Raw genomic sequence first — 3,835 nt, 5'->3', positions numbered from 1 at the left:
TTCAGCAGGAAGATTTATCCGGCTTTGCTTCCAAATCTTATGAGGCCGGGATTTGTATGGTGGCTCTTCCTGCCGGGCTTTAATAAGTGAAGAAAATTACTCTATAAATACTTTGACAGAATCAGCATTCAAACGCCCTTTAAACCAACGGATAAGTTTTTCCTGCTCCCTTTTTGTTTTCCTGAAATCTGATGTAGTGACAAATAATACCTGATATTTACTGATCTTTAAGGAATCATCATAAATCAACTGTTCTGAGGTGCCACAAGCAATAATTTCAGGAAAAATGGGTTTAAGCTCCTTAATGAGTTTTTTGCCAAAAGTTCTGCTTTGTTCCAAACTGTCCTGCCTTTTAATATTTAAAACCAGTTCTGATTTGAGCCGGCTAATTTCCTGCTGTTGATTACTATTTGTTATTAGATTTTCGGTATTTTCATTTACGGCGAAACCTTGTTGTATAAAAACCTTTTCACTATCTAGGCCATAGCTTACAGATTTTTCCATTATTATCCTCTTCACTTCTTGCGGAATAGGTTTTCCTCCATATATAAGTTTAACACTACGTTTTGCCGGATCGATTTCATATTTAAGCAGATAATCTCCTTCAATATGACTTTCGTTCTTAATAAAAGAATTGGCATCCCTGCTAAATTGTTCCTGTTTTACCAATATGTATCCAAAATAAATACTCGGTACCAGTGTAATAATGACTACAATACTTACCCATCTGTTGGCACTTTTTTTTGTTGCATTATCTGCATTATTCCATATTGGGTATTTTAAAAAACGTACGGTAATCAAGGTCGCCAAAGCTATAAAAACAGTATTGATAGTGAACAGATAAAAGGCACCGAAGAAGTAGGCCCAGTTTGCAGTGGCTAAGCCATAACCCGCTGTGCATAATGGAGGCATGAGTGCGGTAGCTATAGCTACGCCCGGAATAACATTTCCTTTATTTTTACTGGAAGTAGCTACAATACCGGCTAAACCGCCTACTAATGCAATAATGACATCGTAAATATTGGGCTGGGTCCTGGCTAAAAGTTCAGAATGAGCTTCATTTAAAGGAGTAATTAAAAAGTATAATGTAGACGCAGATAAGCTCGAGAAGACAGCAAAACCAAAGTTATTAAGGGATTTCTTAAAAATACTAAACTCGTAGGTAGCTAAGCTATATCCAATACCTAAAATAGGACCCATTAACGGCGATACCAACATAGCGCCGATAATGACAGCTGTCGAATTAACATTTAAGCCTATGCAGGCGATAAATATTGCAAAAATGAGTATCCAAAGATTAGTTCCTTTAAAATAGATGCCTTTTTCTACAGTATCATGAATTTGGGCATAATCCTCTCTTTCCGATGATATATTAAACTTGTCTGTAATTTTCCGTAAATCCATGATGTAATTATTTGCTTTATTGCCATTTGGAACAACGCCCCAGACTAAAATAACAATTCCCGTGAACTAACTCCAAAACATCGCTGTTAATTATGGTAGTTAAAATAGTCCATCTTAGCTTTATTAAGTACTCATTATCCATTTAAATTATTGATTGTGACCGATTCAACCTTATGATCATAGTTCTGAATTTTCTATATATTTGTTCAATAACCTGTCTATGGCAAATGATTTTCCTTCCTCATTCGTATAGGATCGCTGCAAATAAAAATATCCTGAGGCTTAATCCTCTTGAGGTTATAGTGGGAATTTGAAGCAGGACAAGCTTTTTAATAAGGCTCACATTCATTATGGAATACCGATAAATTTTATTATATCAGAAAAATATGAGCAACCTTTTAAAAATAAACACCACATTTAGTAGAGGAGTCACTATTCCGAGCTTAATTTTTATTATAAGCATCTGTATACTTTCTGCAGTTTATCCTAATGTGACGGAAGATCTTCTAAACACCATTAAAGAATTCATATTTGTTAATCTCAACTGGGTATATGTTTGGTCGGTAACCATATTCGTTATCTTTTTGGTGTATCTGATGTTTAGTAAATATGGTAATATTAAGTTGGGCAAAAATGATAGTAAACCCGAATACTCTTTTTTTTCCTGGGTTTCTATGCTGTTTGCTGCCGGTATGGGAATCGGACTAATGTATTTTAGCGTAGCAGAACCTATGCAGCACTATTCGAATGAAATATTTTCTGGAAGTCACTATGTAAATCGGGCGAAGAGTGCCCAGCTATATACTTTTTTTCATTGGGGTATTCATGCCTGGGCTATTTATGGAATTGTAGGATTGTCATTAGCGTATTTTTCCTATCGCTACAAATTGCCACTTTCGCTAAGGAGTTGTTTATATCCGTTGCTAAAGAACAAAATTAACGGAAGATGGGGGAATGCGATTGACGTCTTTGCACTTTGCAGTACTTTTTTTGGTATTACTACAACATTAGGTTTTGGCGTAGTCCAGATCAATTCAGGCCTTCAAATTTTAAATATCGTACCGGACAATAGCTTTACTTATCAGGTTATCATTGTAAGTATTCTTGTCACACTTTCCATTATCTCTGCTGTTACGGGGGTAGACAAGGGAGTGAAGTTATTGAGTAATATCAATATCGTCAGTGTAGTGGTGCTTCTGCTTTTTGTGCTGGCACTTGGACCTACAGTATATCTCATAGGCAGTTTTACTGAAGGATTGGGAAGTTATATCAATAACTTTTTCAATCTTACCTTCGGTACACATGTTTATGAAGAGGAGACTCTACCCTGGTTTTATAACTGGACCATCCTGTACTGGGCCTGGTGGATTTCATGGTCCCCTTATGTAGGATTGTTTATTGCAAAGATTTCAAAAGGGAGAACGATAAGGGAATTTATAGCAGCTGTTCTGATTCTGCCAACTATGTTCAATTTTATCTGGATGTCAGTTTTTGGAAATAGTGCTATCTGGTTCGATCTCCATATCGCTAACGGTGCACTTAGTACCCTGGCAGACAATCCGGATGCATTGATGTTCAGGTTTTTGGAATATCTTCCTTTAACCAGAGTGATTAGTTTTCTGGTTATCGCAATTATCATAATTTTCTTCGTTACTTCTGCCGATTCAGGGATTTTTGTAATGAACGGAATTGCCACCAGGAATGCCAGCGTATCTCCTAAATGGCAGACTGCAGCCTGGGGTATTTTATTAGCTGTTATGGCGCTATTTTTACTGAATGCGGGAGGACTTACCGCATTGCAAAGTATGACTCTGGTAACGGCATTGCCGTTTTCTGTAATTGTACTTTTATTTATAGTGAGCCTGGTAAAAGCGCTGACAATTGACAGGAACTATTACGAACGTGATTTTTCCGTTTCTACCGTTCCGTGGTCTGGTAAATTCTGGAAAGAGCGGCTAAAGAATATCGTCTCGTTCAACGATCGGAATTCTATAGACCATTTTATCGAAACTACAGTCAAGACTGCTTTTCTGGAGTTACAAGGAGAATTTGCAGGGAATGGGATTGAAGCAAAAATCAATTCATCTGAAAATCCGAAAAGAATAGAAATTGAAATCCAGTACGACAGGGTAAACAACTTCGTGTATGGTGTTAAAAACCAGCCAAGAATGGTGTCCGACTATCTGCTCAATGAAGATAATTTACCTGATTTTGGTGAAAACCGGACATATTATCCACGGTCATACTTTGGAGACGCCCGGGAGGGATATGATATAAGGCTTTTTACTAAAAATGAGTTGATATCTGATGTCATTAAGCATTATGAGCGGTTTATGGAAATCATCTCGGAAGAGCGAAATGAAATGTTCATTAGCAGTAATGCTAACAGGAGAATGAAGTGAAAATATGATCTATCAACTTTGAGTTTGCG

At 36.9% G+C, this 3,835-nt stretch carries 2 protein-coding genes; one reads left to right on the top strand and one right to left on the bottom strand.

Annotated elements, in window-relative coordinates:
- Positions 1 to 96: 96 nt before the first annotated feature.
- Positions 97 to 1,404 (bottom strand): DUF389 domain-containing protein, encoded by a 1,308-nt coding sequence (locus ABWO41_RS16435; RefSeq protein ID WP_353140351.1) that lies wholly within the window; start codon positions 1,402 to 1,404, stop codon positions 97 to 99.
- Positions 1,405 to 1,790: 386 nt separating this feature from the next.
- Between ABWO41_RS16435 and ABWO41_RS16430 the strand changes: the two genes are divergently transcribed.
- On the top strand, positions 1,791 to 3,806 hold the full coding sequence (locus ABWO41_RS16430; RefSeq protein ID WP_353140349.1) for a BCCT family transporter: 2,016 nt from the start codon (positions 1,791 to 1,793) through the stop codon (positions 3,804 to 3,806).
- The last annotated feature ends 29 nt before the right edge of the window (positions 3,807 to 3,835 follow it).

It is taken from the genome of Pseudopedobacter sp., from assembly GCF_040392825.1.
Classification (GTDB): domain Bacteria; phylum Bacteroidota; class Bacteroidia; order Sphingobacteriales; family Sphingobacteriaceae; genus Pseudopedobacter.
Note: the sequence above shows the minus strand (reverse complement) of the source record. Positions and strands in the feature narration are given on the sequence as shown.

Bases quoted from the DNA above. Each gene is read 5' to 3' on its own strand.
- ABWO41_RS16430 (WP_353140349.1), top strand. From the start codon at position 1,791: ATGAGCAACCTTTTAAAAATAAACACCACATTTAGTAGAGGAGTCACT.
- ABWO41_RS16435 (WP_353140351.1), bottom strand. From the start codon at position 1,404: ATGGATTTACGGAAAATTACAGACAAGTTTAATATATCATCGGAAAGA.